This is a genomic window from Pseudonocardia halophobica (genome assembly GCF_050948485.1).
Lineage (GTDB): Bacteria > Actinomycetota > Actinomycetes > Mycobacteriales > Pseudonocardiaceae > Pseudonocardia > Pseudonocardia halophobica.
The window spans coordinates 1,564,946-1,583,453 of the sequence record NZ_CP192046.1 but is presented as its reverse complement, the minus strand read 5'-3'; the positions used below and the strand labels follow the sequence as shown (position 1 = coordinate 1,583,453).

At 75.0% G+C, this 18,508-nt stretch carries 16 protein-coding genes and 1 pseudogene; 4 read left to right on the top strand and 13 right to left on the bottom strand.

What is annotated here, in order from left to right:
- Positions 1-28 precede the first annotated feature (28 nt).
- On the bottom strand, positions 29-769 hold the full coding sequence (locus ACQP04_RS07685) for an SDR family oxidoreductase (RefSeq protein ID WP_433506361.1): 741 nt from the start codon (positions 767-769) through the stop codon (positions 29-31).
- A 72-nt stretch (positions 770-841) separates the two neighbouring features.
- Here ACQP04_RS07685 and ACQP04_RS07680 point away from each other — a divergent pair, with 72 nt between their 5' ends.
- The gene (locus ACQP04_RS07680; protein ID WP_433506360.1) at positions 842-1,414 is read left to right on the top strand and encodes a TetR/AcrR family transcriptional regulator C-terminal ligand-binding domain-containing protein; all 573 of its coding nucleotides are present in this window, start codon (positions 842-844) and stop codon (positions 1,412-1,414) included.
- 1 nt (position 1,415) lies between these two features.
- Here the strand turns inward: ACQP04_RS07680 and ACQP04_RS07675 are convergent, their stop codons facing one another.
- A complete protein-coding gene (locus ACQP04_RS07675) occupies positions 1,416-3,359 on the bottom strand; it encodes a SpoIIE family protein phosphatase (protein ID WP_433506359.1) in 1,944 nt (647 codons plus the stop codon).
- A 131-nt stretch (positions 3,360-3,490) separates the two neighbouring features.
- Complete coding sequence (gene sbnA, locus ACQP04_RS07670; RefSeq protein WP_433506358.1) at positions 3,491-4,486, bottom strand: 2,3-diaminopropionate biosynthesis protein SbnA; 996 nt, start codon at positions 4,484-4,486, stop codon at positions 3,491-3,493.
- A gap of 685 nt (positions 4,487-5,171) precedes the next feature.
- On the opposite strand from sbnA, the gene ACQP04_RS07665 reads away from it, so the two are divergent.
- Both ACQP04_RS07665 and ACQP04_RS07660 read left to right on the top strand, forming a co-directional pair.
- Complete coding sequence (locus ACQP04_RS07665; RefSeq protein ID WP_433506357.1) at positions 5,172-7,895, top strand: ATP-binding protein; 2,724 nt, start codon at positions 5,172-5,174, stop codon at positions 7,893-7,895.
- Positions 7,896-7,927: 32 nt separating this feature from the next.
- Positions 7,928-8,833, top strand: coding sequence for a LysR family transcriptional regulator (locus tag ACQP04_RS07660; protein ID WP_433506356.1), 906 nt, complete (start codon positions 7,928-7,930; stop codon positions 8,831-8,833).
- Here ACQP04_RS07660 and ACQP04_RS07655 read toward each other — a convergent pair.
- The 7 genes and pseudogenes from ACQP04_RS07655 to ACQP04_RS07625 all read right to left on the bottom strand — a co-directional run bounded on the left by ACQP04_RS07655 (position 8,776) and on the right by ACQP04_RS07625 (position 14,554).
- Positions 8,776-9,642 carry a LysR family transcriptional regulator gene (locus tag ACQP04_RS07655; RefSeq protein WP_433506355.1) on the bottom strand — a complete coding sequence of 289 codons (867 nt, stop codon included), beginning with the start codon at positions 9,640-9,642 and terminating at the stop codon, positions 8,776-8,778. The two genes, ACQP04_RS07660 and ACQP04_RS07655, sit on opposite strands and share 58 nt — an antisense overlap.
- 19 nt (positions 9,643-9,661) lie before the next feature.
- Complete coding sequence (gene fabG, locus ACQP04_RS07650; protein WP_433506354.1) at positions 9,662-10,396, bottom strand: 3-oxoacyl-ACP reductase FabG; 735 nt, start codon at positions 10,394-10,396, stop codon at positions 9,662-9,664.
- Between the two features lie 10 nt (positions 10,397-10,406).
- The gene (locus ACQP04_RS07645) at positions 10,407-10,583 is read right to left on the bottom strand and encodes an acyl-CoA dehydrogenase family protein (RefSeq protein WP_433506353.1); all 177 of its coding nucleotides are present in this window, start codon (positions 10,581-10,583) and stop codon (positions 10,407-10,409) included.
- An 89-nt stretch (positions 10,584-10,672) separates the two neighbouring features.
- Positions 10,673-10,771: pseudogene (locus ACQP04_RS07640) on the bottom strand (hypothetical protein); the annotation flags it as partial.
- A 102-nt stretch (positions 10,772-10,873) separates the two neighbouring features.
- The gene (locus ACQP04_RS07635) at positions 10,874-12,517 is read right to left on the bottom strand and encodes a class I adenylate-forming enzyme family protein (RefSeq protein WP_433506352.1); all 1,644 of its coding nucleotides are present in this window, start codon (positions 12,515-12,517) and stop codon (positions 10,874-10,876) included.
- Entirely contained in the window at positions 12,514-13,836 is a 1,323-nt protein-coding gene (locus tag ACQP04_RS07630) for an MFS transporter (protein WP_433506351.1), read from the bottom strand. Before ACQP04_RS07630 ends, ACQP04_RS07635 begins: the two co-directional genes overlap by 4 nt.
- A gap of 148 nt (positions 13,837-13,984) precedes the next feature.
- Positions 13,985-14,554, bottom strand: coding sequence for a class I SAM-dependent methyltransferase (locus tag ACQP04_RS07625; protein WP_433506350.1), 570 nt, complete (start codon positions 14,552-14,554; stop codon positions 13,985-13,987).
- A 235-nt stretch (positions 14,555-14,789) separates the two neighbouring features.
- Here ACQP04_RS07625 and ACQP04_RS07620 point away from each other — a divergent pair, with 235 nt between their 5' ends.
- A complete protein-coding gene (locus ACQP04_RS07620; protein ID WP_433506349.1) occupies positions 14,790-14,951 on the top strand; it encodes a hypothetical protein in 162 nt (53 codons plus the stop codon).
- Positions 14,952-14,961: 10 nt separating this feature from the next.
- On the opposite strand, the gene ACQP04_RS07615 is transcribed toward ACQP04_RS07620, so the two are convergent.
- The 3 genes from ACQP04_RS07615 to ACQP04_RS07605 are packed head-to-tail and all read right to left on the bottom strand — an operon-like array spanning position 14,962 to position 18,428.
- Complete coding sequence (locus ACQP04_RS07615; protein WP_433506348.1) at positions 14,962-15,615, bottom strand: TetR/AcrR family transcriptional regulator; 654 nt, start codon at positions 15,613-15,615, stop codon at positions 14,962-14,964.
- Between the two features lie 24 nt (positions 15,616-15,639).
- Positions 15,640-17,265, bottom strand: a complete 1,626-nt coding sequence (locus tag ACQP04_RS07610; RefSeq protein WP_433506347.1) for a class I adenylate-forming enzyme family protein — start codon at positions 17,263-17,265, stop codon at positions 15,640-15,642.
- On the bottom strand, positions 17,262-18,428 hold the full coding sequence (locus tag ACQP04_RS07605; protein WP_433506346.1) for an acyl-CoA dehydrogenase family protein: 1,167 nt from the start codon (positions 18,426-18,428) through the stop codon (positions 17,262-17,264). Before ACQP04_RS07605 ends, ACQP04_RS07610 begins: the two co-directional genes overlap by 4 nt.
- Positions 18,429-18,508 lie beyond the last annotated feature (80 nt).

Genomic DNA, 18,508 nt, shown 5'->3' with positions numbered 1-18,508 from the left:
AGGTCCGAAGTCCGCCCGAGGACGCAGGTCAGGCCACCCCGCCGTTGACGTAGAGGACCTGCCCGTTGACCCATCGCGCGGGGCCGGCCAGGAAGGCCACCGCCTCGGCGATGTCGGCGGGCTCGCCGAGCCGCTCCAGCGGCGGCATCGACGCGAGCCGGTCGACGACCTCCTGCGGCTTGCCCTCGAGGAACAGCGGGGTGGCCGTGGGGCCGGGCGCCACCGCGTTGACCGTGACGTCGCGACCGCGCAGCTCCTTGGCCAGGATCATCGTGATGGCGTCGACCGCGCCCTTGCTCGCGGCGTAGCCGGCGTAGGTGGGCAGCGCGAGCTTCACGACCGAGCTGGAGAAGGTCACGATCGCGCCCCCGGTCCGCACCCGGCGCGCCGCCTCGCGGGCGACCACGATCGCCCCGCGGACGTTGGTGCGGTGCATGCGGTCGAAGTCGTCGAGGTCGAGCTCGGCCAGCGGCGCGAGCAGCATGATGCCGGCGGTGTGGACCACGACGTCGACGCCGCCGAAGGCCTGCTCGACCTCGTCGAACATCGCCGCCACGGCCTGCTCGTCCGCCACGTCCCCACCGATGACCAGGCTGCGGCCCCCGGCGGCCTCGACCGCGGCCGCGGCCTCCTTCGCGCGCTCGGCGTTCCCGGCGTAGTGCACGGCCACGGCGAACCCGTCGGCGCCGAGCCGCTCCGCCACGGCCCGGCCGATGCCGCCGGAGCCGCCCGTCACGAGCGCGACGCGGGTGTTCTGGGCGGTGGTCATGTCGTCCTCCTCGATGTGTACGATGAGTTCATAAAAGCACATGTGTACGACGAGTTCAATTAGGGAGGGTCCGTGGGCCGAGGGCGGCGTCCGACGGAGCAGGTGCGCGGCGAGGTGCTGGCCGCGGCGGGCGCGCTGCTGCTCGACGGGGGCATGGCCGGGTTCACCGTCGACGAGGTGGCGCGGCGCTCGGGCGCGAGCAAGGTGACGATCTACAAGCTGTGGCCGTCCAAGGGCACGCTCGCGCTGGAGGGCTACTTCACCACCGTCGAGGCGGCGCTGGAGTTCCCCGACACCGGGGACGTGCAGGCCGACCTCCGCACCCAGCTGCACGCGTTCGTCGACCTGCTGACCACCACCACGGCCGGGCGCACGGTCGCCGAGCTCCTCGGGCACGCGCAGACGGACCCGGAGCTGCGCGAGGCCTACCTGCGCACCTACTCCTCCCCGCGGCGGCGGCTCGCGGTCGAGCGCATGGAGCGGGGCCGTGCCGCCGGGCAGCTACGGGCCGACCTCGACCCGGAGACGGTCGTCGACCAGCTGTGGGGCGCCTGCTACCACCGGCTCCTGGTGCCCGACCTGCCGCTCGACCACGCGACCGCCGACGCGCTCGTCGACAACCTCTTCCGCGGGATCGGGGCCTGAGTCAGCCCAGCCGGTCGGCGAGCCCGGTCAGCGCGACGACGGCGCCCGCGACCCCGTCCGGGTCGACGCGCAGCCGCAGCTCGGGCAGCATCCCGGCCAGGTCGTGGAACAGCTGGACGCCGGCGCTGGACAGCACCGTGATCGCGTCGAGGTCGATGCGCAACGGACGGGTCCCGCCACGCGCGGCCTGCAGCAGCTGCGCCCGCAGCTGGTCCACGGTCGTCAGGTCTACGGGGCCGGACACCGTGGCCACGCCGGCGACCTCGTCGAGGTCCACGGCGAGCTTGTCGTCCCGCGGCCGCGGCTCCGGCGCCGGCGGCGGCACCCCGATCGTGACCGGGCGGCCCAGCCGGCGGCGGAGCCGTACCGTCGTGCCCGCGGGGCCCTGCTCGATCACGGTGTCGTCGGTCAGCTCGCGCATCATCAGCACCCCGCGCCCGCCCACCACCGGGCCGGGGGGCGGCGGCCGCCACCGTCCGGCGTCGGCGACGGTCAGCCGCACCACGCCGTCCGCACCCAGCTCCGCCTCGAACCGCACCGGCCGCTCCGGCCCCTCCGCACCGGCGTACGCGTGCCGGACGACGTTCGAGAGCGCCTCGACCGCCGCGTAGACCAGGGAGTCGACGTCGTCGTCGCCCGCGCCGACCTCCGCCAGCCAGCCCGCGAACCCGCGGCGGACCACCGCCAGCATCGCCGGCTCGGCGTCCAGATCCAGCACGAACGGCGCCGGCGGCGTTCGGCGCTCGGCGATCACCAGCGTGACGTCGTCCTCGTAGCCCTCGCCGAGGAATCCCATCCGCTCGGTGACCACGGTGGCGAGCCGCTCCACGCCCGAGTCGGGCAGCGTCGTCTCGTCGAGAACCCGGTCGTCGAGGTCCCGCCGCGCCGCGGCCACCGTTCCGGCCAAGGAGGCGACCGTCTCCCCCAGCGGCCGGCCCGGCCGCTCGACGAGCCCGTCGCTGTAGACCAGCAGCGTCTCGCCGACCTCGACCCGGTTCCCGACCCACACGGCCGCGGGGCCACCCGTGCCCAACGGCGTCGTGGCGGGCACCGCGAGCCGGCGCGCCCCGTCCGGTCCGACGACGACGGGCGGCGGGTGGGCGTGCGCGGCCACCTCGAGCTCCCCGGTCGCCGGGTCCAGCACGGCCACGCACACGCTCGCGGCGCGGGTCGCGCGCTGCCGCGCGGCGAAGCGGTCGAGCCGCTGCAGCGCGGCCGCCGGGGTCTCCCCCGCGTGCAGCGCGTCGAGCGCGACGGCCCGCAGCTGCCCCATCGCGCCGGCCGCGCCCGCGCCGTGGCCCACGACGTCGCCGACCAGCAGCGCGACGCGGTCGTCGGGCAGCACCAGCACGTCGAACCAGTCCCCGCCGGCCGCCAGCTCGTCGCCGGCGACCCGGTAGTGCGCCGTGGTGACGAGGCCGGGGAGCACTGGCACGCCGGTGGGCAGCAGGCTGCGCTGCAGCTCCAGCACGATCTCCGACGCGTGCCGGTACCGCCGCTCGGACGCCGCCGCCGCGAGCTCGGCCTCCTCCTGGCGCAGAGCCTGCGCGGTGGTCTCGGCGATGTGCACGACGAGCCCACGGACCGTGCCGTCGGCGTGGTGCGTGGGCAGGAAGGTGTAGGTGAAGAAGCCCTCCTCGAGCCGGCCGTCGCCGTCCCGGTCGACCAGCACCCGGCGGTGCTCGGCCGAGACCGGGCGGTCCGCGGAGAAGGCCTCCTCCATCATCTCGAAGATCTGCTGCCCCTCCAGCTCCGGCAGCACCTCGCGGATGGGGCGGCCGACGATCCCTGGCCGGAACCCGGCGGAGGCGCGGGCCCCGGTGTTGGCCGCGACGACCCGCAGCTCGGGGCCCTCGAAGGCCCAGATGATCGCGGGGACCGACTCGAACGCGTCGAGGACGTCGGCGGGAGCGCCGGCGTCGCTCCTGTCGTCGTCCACCGGCATGCCGCAGATCGTGGCACAGCGGCCGGACGGCCGCGCGGCACTCCCACCACGCGAGGACCTGCTCCGCGGCGTGCAGGGCGGCGGCCGGCCGGGGGCCGCCCGCGACGGCGACCGCCCGGCCCGCACCCGGCTCAGGCCGAGCAGGCGCGCTGCGCCGGGACCGTCTCCTCCTCGTCCCGGAGGACGTCGTCGCCGTAGAGCGCCTCGACCCAGTTGCTCTGGTACACGGTGTCCAGGTAGCGCTCACCGAGGTCGGGGGCCAGCGCCACCGACACGGTCCCGGGCGTGCCGTGCTCGGCCAGCCAGCGGGTCGCACCGCTGACGACCGTGCCGGTCGACCCCCCGAACAGGAACCCGCGGCGGGCGAGCCGGTGGCACATCCGCACGGTGTCGGCCTCCTCGACGCGCACCACGTCGTCGACCAGGGACCGCTCGAGGAACTGCGACGGCACGCTGCTGCCCAGCCCCGGGATCATCCGCCGCCCCGGCGCATCGCCGAAGGTCACCGAACCCGCCGCGTCGACCGCCACGATCCGCACCTCTGGCGCGTGCTCGCGGAACCAGCGCGCGCACCCCATCAGGGTCCCGGTGGTACCCGCACCCACGAACAGCACATCGAGGTCCGGGAACTCGCGGTGGATCTCCGGCGCGGTCCGCCGGTAGTGCGCCCGCCAGTTGTCCGTGTTGCCGTACTGGTTGAGCCACACGTACTTCTCGTCCGAGGCGAGCAGCTCGCGCACGTGCCGCAACCGGGCCCCGAGCAGCCCCTCCTCCGGGTCGGGGTCGGTCATCACGTGCACCTCGGCCCCCAGCGCCTCCATCATCCGGCGGGTCGCCAGGTTGCACCGGGAGTCGGTCACGCACACGAACCGCAGGCCCTTGCTGGCCGCGAGCAGGCTCAGCGCGACCCCGAGGTTGCCCGACGACGACTCGACCAGCACCGACCACGGATGGATCACGCCGCGCCGCTCGGCGGCCTCGACCATCTCGGTGGCCGCCTTGAGTTTGATCGATCCTGCGAAGTTGAACCCCTCGCACTTGAGGTGCAGCGGCTGGTCGACGATCGCGGCCAGATCGACGTACAGCGCATCCTCGTTGTACTGATGGGGCTCGGAGATGACGGGCACTGTGGCCCTCCTCGTCTGACTGCTGGCCCGCGGCGCGGTCGCACCGGCGAGACCGTGATGGAGAACGACGGAGGTTCGGGGTTCCGGTCCGCGGGCGCGCCGAGGCGACCCTCCGCACCGGGGTGGATCTCCGGCCGTCGCGCGGGGCGCGAGGGCGGCCGGTGTGCCGGGTGGGTCCCGCCGGCCGCGGGGTGGTCCGTCCCGGAAATCGGCATTCGAGTGGTCGGTGACCGGTCAGCGCGGACCGGGTGGGAGCCGCACGGGTACGGCGGTCGCGGGCCCCGGTGGCCGGCGGGATCGCCGCCTCCGGGACGTCACCGACGTCGCTCTCCAGATGTCGTCACGAGCGGTCAAGGTTCCCCCCTTCCCGACCGGCGACGGCACCCCCATGCCCCGCCGATCAGTGCCCCGCCGCCCCCTTGCGGCGAGTCGTGCACGTAGATCCCTCCGGAGGACCCGTCTGTTTCACACCGGTCGAGAATTCACTCGGAAAGCGTATATGGGGTTGCGCGACAACAGCGTTCCGTGCCTATCCCGCGACAACCGGGTGATCACACCGATGCCGGCATTCTCCCGGCGATCTCGACCTCGCCTCGACCTGGCCTCCCACCCGACGGCATGACCACCGTGGACCGACCGGTCGTCCTCCATCGACTTCGGACGTGCTCGCGCGCACACTGCCACCATGACCGCGCCGGACGAGTTCGTCGGGCGACGTGAGGAACTCCGCGTGCTGGCCGAGGAGTTCGACCGGGCGAGGGCCGGCCGGGCGCGGGTGGTGTGGCTGACCGGCGGGGCCGGGATCGGCAAGACGTCCGTCCTGCACCGCTTCCGCGACCGGGCCGGCGCCGGGACGGTGCTGTGGGTCGCCGGCGACGAGGCCGAGGCGGGCCTGCCGTACGGCCTGCTGCGGCAGCTCCTCGCCGACGTGCCGGCCGAGCTGGTCGCGGACCTGCCCGTCCTCGCTGCGGGACCGGCGCCCGGGGCCGACCCGGTCGACGTCGGGGCGGCGCTGCTGGAGGTCCTGAGCGCGCTGCAGTCCGGCGGCCCGGTGCTGATGGTCGTCGACGACGCCCAGTGGGCCGACGAGCTGTCCGTGCGCGCGCTGGTGTTCGTGGTGCGGCGGCTCCGCCGGGACCAGGTCCTGCTCGTGGCCGGGGTCCGCGCGGAGGACACGCCGTCGCCGGCCTGGGGCCGCGTTCTCGCCCAGGAGCCGCTCCTGCGCCGGCTCTCGCTGACCGGGCTCGATCCCGACGACGTCGGCGCCCTCTCCGCCGCCCTCGGCGGGCCCGAGCTGCCTCCCGCCGCCGCGCGCCGCCTGCGCGATCACACCGAGGGCCACCCGATGCACGTCCGGGCCCTGCTGGAGGAGATCCCGTCCGCCGACCTGCTCGACCTCGCCGTCACCCTGCCCGCGCCGCGCTCGTTCGGCTCGCTGGTCCTGGCCCGCGTGGCCGCGCTGTCGCGGCCCGCGCAGGAGGTCGTGCTGGCCGCGGCCGTGCTGGGCGTGCGGGCCGCGCTGTCCGACGTGGCCGCGCTGGCCGGGGTGCCGGATCCGCTGGCGGCGCTCGGCGAGGCCGTCTCCGCAGGCGTGCTGCAGGAGGTGCCCGCCGGCGTGCGGCCCGACGTCGTGTTCCGGCATCCGTTGATCCGGGCCGCGGTCTACGCCGACCTGTCCCCCGAGCGGCGGCACACCCTGCACGCCGCCGCAGCCGACCGCCTGGGCGGCGCGGCGGCACTCGAGCACCGGATCGCCGCCGCCGTCGGGCCGGACGCCGTGCTGGCGGCGGAGCTGCAGGAGCTGGGCGAGAGCGAGCGCGCGGGGCGGCGGTGGCGGGACTCGGCGGCGCACCTGCTCGCCGCGGCCGACCTCAGCCCCACCCACCGGGAGCGGTCGGCCCGGCTCGTCGGGGCGCTGGAGTCGATGCTCGCCGGCGGGGACCTCGCCGGGGGCCTGCGGGCGGAGCCGGAGGTGCGGGCCGCCGAGCCGAGCCCCGGGCGCAGCCGCGTCCTCGGCCAGCTCGCCGCGTTCACCGGCCGGTTCGCCGTGGCCCGCGAGGAGCTCACGGCGGCCGTCGAGCAGGGCGGCCGGCAGGACCCCCGGCGGCCGGCCGCGGCGGCGCACCTCGCCCTCGTCTCGCTCATCGAGGGCGACACGGCCCGGGCCGTCACGTCGGCCGAGGAGGCGCTGGCCGCCCACGAGGCCTCCGACGTCGCGGCGACGGCGCGGTTCGTGCTGGTCGTCGCGCTGGCCGCCGAGGGCCGGCACGCGGACGCCCGCGCGGTGCTCGACGCCGGACGGTCCGGCCCGGAGTCCGTCGAGGCCCGGGCGCTGCGCGGGATCCTCGCGCTGTGGGCCGGCGATGCCGCCGGGGCCGCCCGGACCCTCTCGGAGGTGGTCGAGGACCGGGCGCAGCACCTGCCGATGCAGGGCCGCCTGCTCACCCTGGGCTATCTCGCCGAGGCGCACTACCGGACGGGCGACTGGCAGGAGGCGACCGTCGAGGCGGAGCTGGCGATCTCGCTGGCCCGGGACGCGGGCGTGGTGATGGGCAGCGGCGTGGTGCGTGCCATCGCCGCCTACGTGGCGGCGGGCCGGGGCGACCGGGAGACGGCGCACGCCCACACCGCCGCGGCCGCCGGCGTCGCGCAGGCACTGCCCTGGTGGGGCGGGCGCGCGTACGCCGCCCTCGCCGCCGCGACGCTCGCACAGGCCGAGCACGACCACGCCGCGATGCTGGAGGCGCTGCAACCCTACGACGATCCCGCGCTCGCCCGGCTGACCGACAACCTCGGGACCGCCGGCTGGCGGGTCCTGCGCACCGAGGCCCTCCTCGGGCTGGGCCGCGAGCAGGAGGCGGACGACGCCCTGCGCGCGCTGGAGGCCCGGATCGCGGGCCGTCGGCCGGGCTGGCCGGAGGTGGAGGCCGCCCGGCTGCGCGGCCTGCGCGAGGAGCTGCGGGCGGACCGTGGCGCCGCGGAACGCGCCTATCGGCAGGGCCTCGCGACGGCCGACGACGTCGGTGCGGCCCTCGGCCGGGCCCGCCTGGAGGTCGCCCTCGGCCGGCTGCTCCTGGCCGGCCCCGAGCGGCGCCCGGCGGTGGACCTGCTGCGTACCGCCCACGACCGGCTCGCCCGCCTCGGCGCCGCCCCGTTCCTCGCGGAATGTGCCGAGCTGCTCCGCTCCGCCGGGCTGCACCCGCCCTCGTCGGGCGACGCGCTGGGCCTCACCCCGCAGGAGCTGGCCGTGGCCCGCTCCGTCGCCGCCGGGCGCACCAACCGCGAGACGGGTGCGACGCTGTTCATCACCGGCCGCACCGTCGCCTTCCACCTCAGCAACATCTACGCGAAGCTCGGCCTCTCCTCGCGCCGCGAGCTGGCCGCGCGCCTGCAGGAGCTCGACGCCTGACCGCCTCCCGGGCGCACGGATAGTGTCGGGCCGTGGAACCGCGGGCGGCCGAGTACTTCCTCGCCGTCGTCGAGCACGGCGGGGTGACCCGGGCGGCCCAGGCGCTGTACCTCGCGCAACCGTCGCTGTCGGAGGCGATCCGGCGGCTCGAGGAGGAGCTCGGCGTCGTCCTGTTCGAGCGGTCCGGCCGCGGTCTCGTCCCGACGCCCGCCGGCCGGGCCCTGGTCGAGCCGGCCCGCCGGATCGTCGCCGACGTCGAGCGGGCCCGGCGCACCGTCGAGGAGGTCGTGGCGCTGCGGGCCGGCGAGCTCGTGATCGCTGCGGTGCCGGCGCTGGCCGTCGACCCGCTGCCCGAGCTGGCCGCGGCGCTGCGCCGGCGCCTGCCCGGCGTCCGGCTCGTCCTGCTCGACGGCACCGCCGAGGGCGTCGAGACCGACCTGCGCGCGGGTCGCTGCGAGGTGGCGCTGACCGACGGCCCACCCGCCGACCGGGACCCGCTGTGCCGCCACGACGCCGGTGGGCGGGAGATCGTGTTGGTCACGACCGGTGCGGAGGAGCTGCCCGAGCCGCTGCCCCGGTTCCACCTCGCCGAGGTCCCGCTCGTCACGGAGCTGGGCGACAGCTGGCTGCGCGCCGAGCTGGGCGAGCCGCGCACCGCGGTGGAGTGCGCGCACCGGCAGGCGCTGTGGGAGCTGGTCGCCGCCGGCGCCGGGGCCGCCCTGGTCTCCCGGGCCGGGGCCGCGCGGGAGCTGCCCGGTGCGCGGACCGTCGGCCTGGACCCGCCGCTGCACCGCCCGGTCGTCGTCGCCCACCGCCCGGGGCCGCTCTCCCCTGCCGTCGCCGCGTTCCTCGAGGTGGCCGGGCTGGGCTGCGGAGAACCTCAGCCGAGCGCGGCGACGAACGCCTGCCCGGCGGGCGAGAGCCGGCGCGGGTCGTAGATCACGCCGTGTGGTCGGTGCACCGCCGGGCGCAGCGCCCGCACACCCGCGCCGAGCCCCGCCAGCCGCTCGGCGACCGACCGCTCCAGGAAGGTGGCACCCACCCCGGCCAGCACCAGCGCGCCGATCGCCTCGCGGTGGTGGCACACCGCGGCGACCCGGGTGCGCTTGCCCACCGAGAGCAGCTCGCGCTCGATCTGGATCCGCACCGGCACCGCCTGCGGGACGACGATCAGCGGCAGGTCGGGCAGGTCCGCCAGGTCGAGCGGGTCGGCGGCGGGCAGGTCCACGTCGGGTGGGGCGACCAGCCGGTACTCGTGCCGGCCGAGCTCGCGCACCGTCAGGCCGGGGGCCGGCACCGGGAGGTGGGTGAAGGCCAGCTCGCAGTGGCCCTGCCGGACCAGGGCGGCGGAGTCGTCGTCGTCCGCGAGGGCGCCGATCCGCACGGCGACCTCCGGGTGTGCGCGGCGGAAGGCCCCGACGAGCCCGGCGACGGGATGGACCGCGACGTAGGTCGAGGCCAGGACGTCGAGCCTGCCCCGCACCGGGCCACCGGGGCCGACCGCCGCCCCGTCGGCGGCGAGGGCGCTGCGGACGATCCGCCGCGCCGGCCCGACGAACGCCCGGCCGGCCGCGGTGAGCACCATCCCGCGGCCGATCCGGTGGAACAGCTCGGCGCCGAGCTCGCGCTCCAGCGCCCGCACCGCCTGGGAGACCGACGGCCCCGCCAGCCCGAGCGCCGCCGCGGCCCCGGCCACCCCGCCGTGCTCGACGACCGCGAGGAAGTACCTGGCCTGCCGGAGCTCCACGACCTCAGCGTAGGGAGGCTCAGATGTGCCGGCCGCCCGTCACCTCGAGCACGGTGCCGGTCATGTAGCTGGACAGGTCCGAGGCCAGGAAGAGCGCGACGTTCGCGACCTCGTCCGGTTCCCCGATCCGGCCCAGCGGCACCTCGGCCCGCTTCGCCTCGAGGATGTCCTCGCGCAGGTCCGCGGTCATCGCGGTGGCGATGATGCCCGGCTGGATCGCGTTGACCCGGATGCCGAGGTGGCCCAGCTCCTTGGCGGCGGCCTTGGTCAGTCCGACGATGCCGGCCTTGGCGGCGCTGTAGTTGGTCTGGCCCATCATCCCGACCTTGCCCGAGATCGACGACATGTTGATCATCGCGCCGCGGCCCTGCTCGCGCATCACCAGCGAGGCGGCCCGGACGCCGAGCCAGCAGCCCCGCAGGTGTACGTCGACGACGGCCTCGAAGTCCTCCAGCGTCATCCGGCGCAGCGTGCCGTCCCGGAGGATGCCGGCGTTGTTGACCATCACGTCGAGCGACCCGTGCCGGTCGACGCAGGTCCGCACGAGCGCGTCGACCTCCTCGGGCACCAGCACGTCGCACGCCACACCGGTGACCCGCTCGCCCAGCTCCTTCGCGGCCGACTCGGCGGCCTCGCCGTCCCGGTCCCCGATCACGACCGAGGCCCCGTGCGCGGCGAAGGTCCGGGCGATCGCCAGCCCGATCCCGGCCGCCCCACCGGTGACGACGGCGGCCCGCCCTGCCAGCAGCTCCATGACGTCCTCCTCAGCCCGCCACGCCGGCCAGCAGCCGCCGGGCGATGATCAGTTTCTGGATCTCGCTCGTGCCCTCGTAGATCCGGAAGAGCCGGGCGTCGCGGTAGGACCGCTCCACCGGGACCGAGCGCATGTACCCCATCCCGCCTTGCACGTGGACACCCCGGTCGGCGACGCGCCCGAGCATCTCACTGCAGAAAGCGTGCCCGACGACGGGGCCGGCGTCATGTCCTCGCCCGCGTCGTAGGCGCGGGCGGCCTCCGGCACCATCGCCCGGCCCGCGTACAGCTCGGCGTGCGACTCGGCGAGATGGGCCTGGACCAGCTGGAACTCGCCGATCGCCTGCCCGCCCAGCCGGATCGTCGCCGCCTGCACCGTCTCCTCGCCGACAGGTCCACCGGGTGCACGCCGGCCAGCCCGCCGCCGCGCCGGCCGATGGGGGTGCGGACCGCGCCGACGACGGCGTCCCGCGTCCGGTCACGCACGGACCAGCCTCGACCGCAGCTCGGTCTTGAGGACCTTGCCGGCCGGCGAGGTCGGCAGCCGGTCGGTGAACACCACCTCGCGGATCCGCTTGTAGGGCAGCACGCGCTCGCCGACGTGGGCCATGAGCGCCTCCGCGGTCAGCCCGGCCCCCGGGTCCGCCACGACGAAGGCGACGGGCAGCTCCCCCGCCACCGGGTCCGGCCGCCCGACCACCGAGGCCTGCCGCACTCCCGCGACGCCGGTCAGCAGCTCCTCCAGCTCGCGCGGGTACACGTTGTACCCCTTGTAGATCAGCATGTCCTTGGCCCGGCCGGTGATGGCCAGGTAGCCGTCCTCGTCGAGCCGGCCGATGTCGCCGGTGCGCAGCCAGCCGTCCGGGAACTGCTCCGCGGTGGCGTCGGGGCGGCCGAGGTACCCGGCGGTGACCTGCGGGCCCCGGACCCACACCTCGCCGTCCGCGCCCTGCGGCACGCAGCGGGACAGGTCCTCGAGGTCCCGGATCTCGATCTCCGTGTCGAAGCCGGGCACGCCGACGGTCCCGATCTTCCGCAGCCCGTCCGGGGTGGTCGGCGGGAAGGTGACGGTGCAGGTCGCCTCGGTGAGCCCGTAGCCCTCCAGCACGGTGGCGTTCGGGAAGGCCGCCGCGAGGCCGGCGTGGGTGGCGGCGTCCATCGGCCCGGCCCCGCTGGTGATCGCCCGCACCGAGGACAGGTCGCGCTCGGCGAGGTCCGGCACCGCGAGGACCGCCTGGTACGCCGTCGGCGCGGTGGCGGTGTAGGTCGCGCCGTGCCGCTCCACCAGATCGAGCAGCCCGGCCGGGTCGAAGCGCCCGGCGATCACCGCCGTGACCCCGCACGCCACCAGGAAGTTCAGCGTGACCAGGGCGTGCTGGTGGTAGAGCGGGGAGGTCACGACCGACACCGAGCGGCCGAGATCGACCGGGAAGTCGGCCGTGTCGGGCAGCTCGCGGAACCGGATCCCGGAGCCGTCGACCTCGGGCAGGACGCCGGCGCGCCAGCAGGACATGTGCAACACGTTCGCGACCAGGTTGCGGTGCAGCACCTGCACCGGCTTCGACGCGCCCGTCGTGCCGCCGGTGTAGGCGAGCAGCGCGGTGTCGTCCGGCCCGGTCCGGATCTCCGGCGGGTCCGAGGGCCGGCCGCGGGCCAGCTCCGGCAGGCCGACGCCGATCGCCGTCAGGCCGGGCGCGACGGCGGTCGCGGGCAGGGTCACCACCAGGTCGAGGTCGGGCAGCGACTCGGCGCACGACGGGTGGGTGATCGCCGCGACCGCGCCCGTCTCGCGCAGCTGCGCGGCGAGTGCCGGCGCGGGCTGCAGCGGGTTCAGCAGGGCGACGGTGCCGCCGGCGAGCAGGATCGCGTAGTAGCCGACCGGGTGCCACAGGCCGTTGGGCCCGTGCAGCGCGACGACGTCGCCCTCCCTGATCCCGTTCGCGCGCAGGCCGTGCGCGGCCTTGGCCGCCGTGCGGAGCAGCTCGCCGTAGGTCAGCGACTCGTCCCCGTCGCACAGCGCGACCCGGTCGGGGAAGGCCGAGGCCGCCCCGCGCAGGAACGCGGTCGCCGGCAGGGCCGGGTAGTCGAGCGAGCGCGGCAGGGAGGCGGGCCAGATCGTCACGCCGCCACCGCCGGGGTGGCGCGGGCGACGGTCTCCCGGTCGCGGTCGGGCCGCACGATCAGCGCGACGACCACGCCGCCGACCACCGCGGCCAGGCCGAAGACCTGGAAGGACAGGGCGTACCCGGCGGCCGGGCTCGCCGCGCCGTCGACGATCAGGCCGGTCACCGCGGGGGCGATCAGCCCGGAGAGTGCCTGCAGGGCGAGGAAGATCCCGAGCACGGTCGACTGTCGCGCGGCGGGCGCGATCAGGGAGACCGACGCCGACATCAGCGGCAGGCACACCGCGCCGATGCCGTAGCCCACCGACACGATCGCCACCGCCGCGGCCGGCGCGCCGACCAGCGGCAGTACGGCCAGGAGCCCGCCGCCGAACACCAGCCCGGCTGCACTGATGAACCCGCGCATGACCCGGGAGCTCGCGCCGCGGGCCAGCCGCCGGTCCGTCCAGGCGGACACGCCGATCATCACGACCATGCCGACGATGCTGGGCAGGCCGAGCATGCTGCCCGCCTCGAGCCGGCTGAAGCCCAGGCCCGTCTCGAAGTACGAGGGCAGCCAGGTCAGCACGACCGTGACCAGCCCGTACATCGTGAAGGTGCCGACCACGGCGCCGATGAAGGTCGGCCGCGTGAGCACGACGCGCAGCGGCGCGGACGGGGCCGACGCGCGCGCGTCCGGGGTCCGGACGGCGTACGGCCCGGGCTTGCCGATCAGCAGCCACAGCCCGGCCCAGACCACCCCGAACACGGCCAGCGCGACGAACGCCGCCCGCCAGCCCCACGTCACCACGATCAGCGTCAGCACCGGGGCGATCGCGATCTTGGCGATCGACGCGCCCGAGCTGACCAGCGCCGACGGCAGCGCCCGCCGCTCGGGCGGGAACCAGCCGAACGACGCGACGCTCGCCATCGCCGTGCCCGGGCCCTCGGCCGCACCCAGCGCGATGCGCCCGACCAGCAGGGCCGCGCCGGTCGCCCACAGCAGCACGGGCAGCTGGGTCACCGACCAGAGCAGGGCCAGGGTGAACAGCACCCAGCGCATGCCCACCCGGTCGGCGACGAACCCGGTGACCACGCCGGTGATCGAGAAGAGGAAGTAGAAGGCGCTGCCGATGAAGCCGATGTCGGCCGCGGTGAGGCCGAGGTCGGCCATGAGCGGCTGGGCGGCGATCCCGAGGATCGCCTTGTCCGCCCAGTTGACGACGATGAACAGGACCGCCATCGCGGTCACGGACCAGGCCCGGACGGGGTTCACCCGCACGTCGGGCCCGGTGGACGGGGACCGCACGGGGGCGGCCGCGGCGTCGTGCACTGCCATCTTCCAGCGTCCTCCTCGATGAACACGCGGCCGCGGGTGCGGCTCGATCAGTGAACGGTCGAGGAGTGATCCGGGTCAAAGAGACAGCGGCTCACGAACCGGGAGGAGATTCCTATGGGGTGCACCGGAGGACGCGCCGGTCCGCGGCCTACGGGGGCGTGGTCGCGCTGAACCGGAAGGATCGCCCTCCCAGGCCCGTCTCCGCCTCGGCGAAGCCTGCCGCGCGGAGCCGGTCGGGCAGGGTGGCGGGATCGACGGGCACCATGGTGTCGCGCACGTGCAGCAGCCGGAACCGGAGCGAGACCCGGCTGTCCGAGCCCGCGAACGTGCCGCCGGGCCGCAGCACCCGGGCGGCCTCGGCGAACAGGCGGTCCTGCTGCGCCGCCGAGGGGACGTGGTGCAGCATCGTGAAGCAGACCACCACGTCGACGCTCCCGGCCGGGAAGGGCAGGTCCGCGCCGTCGCCGGTCCTGACCTCGACCCGGCCGGCGAGATCCCACCGCAGGTCGGCGGCGAGCGCCGGGTCGACCTCGACGGCGGTGAGGTGGCCGGCGCGCTCGGCCAGCCAGCGGGTCGTCACCCCGTAGCCCGGGCCGATCTCCAGCACCTCGCCGGAGAGCGCCACGCCGTCGAGCGCCCACGGCATGACCTGGCCGTGCATCCGCTCCGCCCAGCCCGCGGAGCGGCACAACCGGCGGTGGACGGCGTTCATCGGCATGGGCCGGGACGCTAGACGCCGTGCGCCGCTGGGTCGACCGGCGTGTCGGGTCCGGACCGCGCTGGGGCGGCCACCGCCGCGGACCCCCACCGGCGAGGTCGGGGCCGCGTTTCGCCGGGCGTCAGGCCGAACGGCGCAACAAGGCCGCGTCCGGTCGTCGTCAGAGAGTGCGACGATCCGAGTTCGACCAGTGACACCCCTGGTGCAGGTGGGTTGCACGATGCACCATCGAGTCATGCCACGGTGGGCATGGGGTTTGATCGTCGTGCTGGTCCTGCTGATCTGGGTGATCCCGAACCCGGCGGCGGCAGGAGCAGCGGTCGGCAACGCCTTCCAGGCGATGATCATCTTCTTCCGGAGCATCGGCACCGCGGCCTCCGCGCTGATCGTCCTCTAGGAGCAGGCTCCTAGCGCCCCCCGGGCTCCCCCGGCAGGGCCGCCCCGGTCCGCATCAGCATGCCGTCGACCAGCAGGTCGGCGTAGGCCTCGCCGATCTCCTCCGGCGAGCGCTTCCCGTCCGACCGGTACCAGCGGTAGACCCAGTTGGCCGCCCCGAGCACGGCGAGGGCGGTGAGCTGGGGGTCCAGGTCCGGCTTGACCCGCGGGTCGGCCTGCGCGTCGGCGACGAGGTCGGCGACCACGGCCTGGTACTCGCGGATCGGCAACCGGGCCCGGTGCTCGTCGGAGAGCTGGTCGAACTCGTGCAGGAGCACCGTCGTCCCGACGAGGTTGTCGGTCAGGTACAGCACGTGGCCGCGGATCACCGCCCGCAGCCGGTCGACGGGGTCGAGGTCGGCCGCGGCGAGCGCGCGCAGGTTCGCCAGCCCGGCCCCGTAGACGGACCGGACAACCTCGAACAGCAGCTCGTCCTTGCTGCGGATGTAGTGGTAGAGGCTCCCCTTCAGCACGCCGAACTCGTCGGCGATGTCCTGCAGGGTGGTCGACCGGTACCCCTTGCGCGCGAAGATCCGGGCCGCGATCTCCAGCAGCTCCTGCCAGCGGCCGTCGTCGGAGCGGAAGGGCGGCGCGGTACCGGTGCGCGGCGCCCTCCTCCTGTTCACCACCCCGTCCACCTCACCGCCGGGTCACACGCCGGCCGACAGCTCGTCGAGCAGCCGGTCCCGCAGGCGGAACTTCTGGATCTTGGTCGCGGACATCGGCCAGTCGGAGGTGAACCGGACGTACCGCGGCACCTTGTACTTCGCCAGCCCCGCACGGCAGTGCGCGAGCACCTCCTCCTCGGTCACCGCCGCGCCCGGCCGCAGCTCGACGAACGCCGCCGGCACCTCGCCGTACTTCGGGTCCGGGAGGCCGACGACCGCCGCCACCTGCACGTCCGGGTGCGCGGCCAGGTGGGCCTCGACCTCCAGGCAGCCGACGCTCTCGCCGCCGACCTTGAGCATGTCCTTGGTGCGGCCGCGGAAGGTCAGGTTGCCCGCGGCGTCGATCGAGGCGAGGTCGCCGGTGTGGAACCAGCCCTCGTCGTCGAAGCTCGCCGCGGTCTTCGCCGGGTCGTTGCGGTAGCCCTGGAAGAGGTTGAACCCGCGGATCCACAGCGGCCCGGTCTCCCCCGGCGGCAGCGCGGTGCCGGTCACCGGGTCCCGGACCTGTGCCTCGACCCCGGTGAAGGGCTTGCCCGAGGTCAGCCGCGCCTCCAGCGGGTCGTCGAGCCGGCCCATGATGGCGACCCCGCCGGTCTCCGTGGACCCGTAGCAGCTGACGTGCGTGGTGTGCGGCAGCAGCTCCTGGAAGCTGCGCAGCAGGTCCGGCGGGCCGACGGTGAGCATCGCGCGCGCCCGCCGGAAGGTGTCCGGGCCGTACGAGGGATGGCGCAGCAGCGGGCCGGTCAGCGTCGGGTAGGCGGGGTAGAGGATCGTCGCGCGCTCGCGCTCGATCTGGGCCATCGCGGCGTCGACCTCGAAGTGGGTCATGGAGAGCCAGGCGGCGCCCGCGTTGAGCACACCGACCATCGGCGCCTGCGCGCTGACGTGGAACATCGGCAGCGGGTTCCACATCCGGTCGGCGGCGGTGAGCGCGAAGGCCTCCTCGCCGACCGCCCGCCCCAGCCCGACGACGGAGCGGTGCGTGAGCGGGCAGCCCTTCGGCTCCGCCGTGGTCCCGGACGTGTACATCATGATGTACGGCATGTCCGGCGTGACGGCCTCGGCCGCCGCCAGCGCGGTGCCCTCGTCGACCGCAGCGCCGAGGGCGAGGAAGTCCGCACCGGTGCGGAAGCCGGGTGCCGCGCGGGTTCCGATCACCACCGCCGTCTCCAGCGCGGGCGCGCCGGCGAGGGCCGGCGTGGTCCCGGGTGCGGCGCCGGCCAGCTCGGGGAAGGCCTGGTGCAGCCGCGCCACGTAGTCCACGTGCTCGTCGACGGCATCGGTGGTGAGCAGGACTTTCATGGCGGAGTCGGGGACGACGTGCGCGATCTCCCGCGGCGCCAGCCGGGCGTTGACCGGCACGAACAACGCCCCGGTCATCGCGGTCCCGATCATGGCCTGGGCGAAGGCCAGCCCGTTGGGCATCAGGGTGCCGACGGCGTCCCCCGGTCCCACCCCGAGCGCGGTGAGCGCCCGCGCCACCTCGGTTGCCGAGGCGAGCAGCTCGCGGTAGGTCTGCCGGACGTCGGGGAAGACGAACGCGTCGGAGTCCGGGTGCTCGCGGGCCGCCCGCAGGACCAGGCCCGGGATCGTCAGCGGAGCGCTCACGAGAACGACCGCGGCAGGCCGAGCCCCTCGGCGATGCCGTTGCGGGCCATCTCGTTCGTGACCGGCCCGATCCGGAACAGCCGCACGTCGCGCCAGTAGCGCTGCATGTCCGTCTCGGCCGAGTAGCCCATGCCGCCGAGGATCTGCAGGCCCAGGTCGGCCGCCTGCCCGGCCAGCTCGGAGGCCACGACCTTGGCCATGTTCGCCTCCTGCCCGCACGGGCGGCCCGACGACTGCAGCCACGCCGCCCGGTAGACCATCAGCTCGGCCTGGTCGCGCCACATCGCGATGTTGGCGACGTGGTGCTGCAGTGCCTGGAACCGGCCGATCGGCCCGCCGAAGGCCTCCCGCTCCTGCATGTACCGCAGCGCGTCCTCGAGGACCCCGTCCATGATCCCCACGCAGAACGAGGACAGCATGATCCGCTCGTTGTTCAGCGTGGGAAGCAGCATGTACCAGGCCCGGTCCTGCTCGCCGAGCAGGTTCGCGTCGGGGACGAACACGTCGTCGAGGAAGACGTCGCACGAGCCGAGCGCGCGCATCCCCAGCTTGGGGATCTCGCGGATCGTCACGCCCTCGGCCCTCGCGGGCAGGATGAACAGCGACACGCCCTGGTGCCGCTTCTCGCCGTGGTCCGCGGTCCGGGCCAACAGCAGGATGTAGTCGGCCACGTGCGAGGCCGAGCTCCAGGTCTTCTGCCCGTTCACCACCCAGCCGCCGTCGACCTTCCGCGCCCGGGTCCGCATGCCGCCCAGCAGGTCCGTCCCGCCGCCGGGCTCGGTGAACCCGATCGCCCACTTCTCCCGACCCTCGACGATCGCCGGGAGGTGCTCCGCCTTCTGCTCCTCGGTGCCGTAGAGCCCGACCGACTTGCCGCCGGCGAAGGAGGTGATCCCCCAGACCCAGGTCAGCCCGGCCAGCGACCGCGCCAGCTCACGGGCCAGGATCATCTGGGTCAGCACGTCCCCGCCCTGGCCGCCGTACTGCTCCGGGATCCCGATGCCGTGGAAGCCCGCCGCCGTGAACTTGTCGAACAGCGCGAACGGGAAATGGTGCTCGTCGCGCTCCAGCTCCCGCGCCCATGACTTGGGAACCTCGCGGTCCACCCACGCCCGCACCGTCTTCCGGAAGAGCTGCTGCTGCTCGGTGAGATCGAAGTCCACGCGACACCTCCGTTGGTCCGCCGCGTGCCGACGGTACCCGCCCAGACAATCGTTTGGTAGGGCCCCCGGCGGAACGACGG